General features: G+C 48.0%; 2 protein-coding genes. Both read left to right on the top strand.

Annotated features, from left to right (window positions below):
- Positions 1-833, top strand: an 833-nt coding sequence (locus BG32_RS01810) for an ROK family protein (RefSeq protein ID WP_121526308.1), incomplete at its 5' end; no start/stop codon positions are given.
- Between the two features lie 119 nt (positions 834-952).
- On the top strand, positions 953-1,185 hold a 233-nt coding region (locus BG32_RS01805), incomplete at its 3' end, for a LacI family DNA-binding transcriptional regulator (RefSeq protein WP_259459435.1).

Raw genomic sequence — 1,185 nt, 5'->3', positions numbered from 1 at the left:
AAGAAGTGGAGCCTTATTCATCGGAAGAATTTCCCACCAGGCCAGCTGAAGGAATTGACAGTTTCTTCGAGCGACTTAGTAACATCTGTCTTCGCATGAAAGGAAGTAGAAATATAAACCGCTGGGGGCTTTGCACGGCAGGTGCCGTCAGTCCCGAAAAGGGCAAGTTGATCTGGTCGCCGAACCTCGGGTGGAAAGACGTGGAGCTCTTCAAAAGAGCTTCCTCCTTTCTCGGTACCGAAGGTGTAATCGAAAACGACTGTAATGCAGCGGCTTTTGGAGAATGGGAATTCAGGAAGGATATTGAGTCGCTCATCTACGTTACCGTCAGTACGGGAATAGGAATGGGAATGGTCGTCCGGGGGAAAATCTTGCGGGGAGCAAGCAACGCAGCGGGAGAGATCGGCCACACAATAGTGAAAGCGGATGGCCCGCTTTGCACTTGTGGTCGTCGCGGTTGCCTGCAAGCAATTTCAGGCGGCAGGGGCCTTGAAATTAGAGCACATGATTCACTTGGAATCGAGATCGGCACAAAAGAGATAACAGATCGCGCAGAGTTGAACGAGCCGGTCTTCAAAGAAATGATAACCGAAGCTTCTGAAACTCTTGGACGCTTTCTCTGCAACCTCATAGATTCTCTCGATCCTTCGGTACTGGTAATCGGAGGAAGTCTCGGGAAGAACCGGTACTATTTCGACAGAATACTCAAGACCATTGAAGAGAACTACTACAGAGTTCCAGGAAAGAAGGTAAAGATTGAGCTTTCCTCTATAGAACCCAATCCAAACATACTTGGAATACTCTCCCTATCAAGGAAAACACACAAAGACTGACTTATTCTACTTGAGCTCTCTCTACGTCTGTCTGCTACCACTTTGCTTTTCAATCAAGGACGACCCATAGTATAATGAAAATGAACGCAAACGTTTGCGAAAGGTTGCGATCCCCAGTGATGAAGAAGACAACGATAAAAGACATAGCAAACGAATTGAACATATCACCGTCGTCCGTATCGCGAGCGCTTTCCGATGAGCCGGGAGTGAGTCCTTCCCTGAGGAAAGAGATAGTCGACGCGGCCGAGAGATTGAACTACATTCCCAATTCCTCCGCAAAATCCCTGAAGACAAGAAAGACCCAGACTGTGGGTCTCATCGTGTCGGATATCAGGAATCCATTCTTTCTGGA

The organism is Mesotoga sp. HF07.pep.5.2.highcov (genome assembly GCF_003666285.1).
GTDB lineage: Bacteria > Thermotogota > Thermotogae > Petrotogales > Kosmotogaceae > Mesotoga > Mesotoga prima.
Note: the sequence above shows the minus strand (reverse complement) of the source record. Positions and strands in the feature narration are given on the sequence as shown.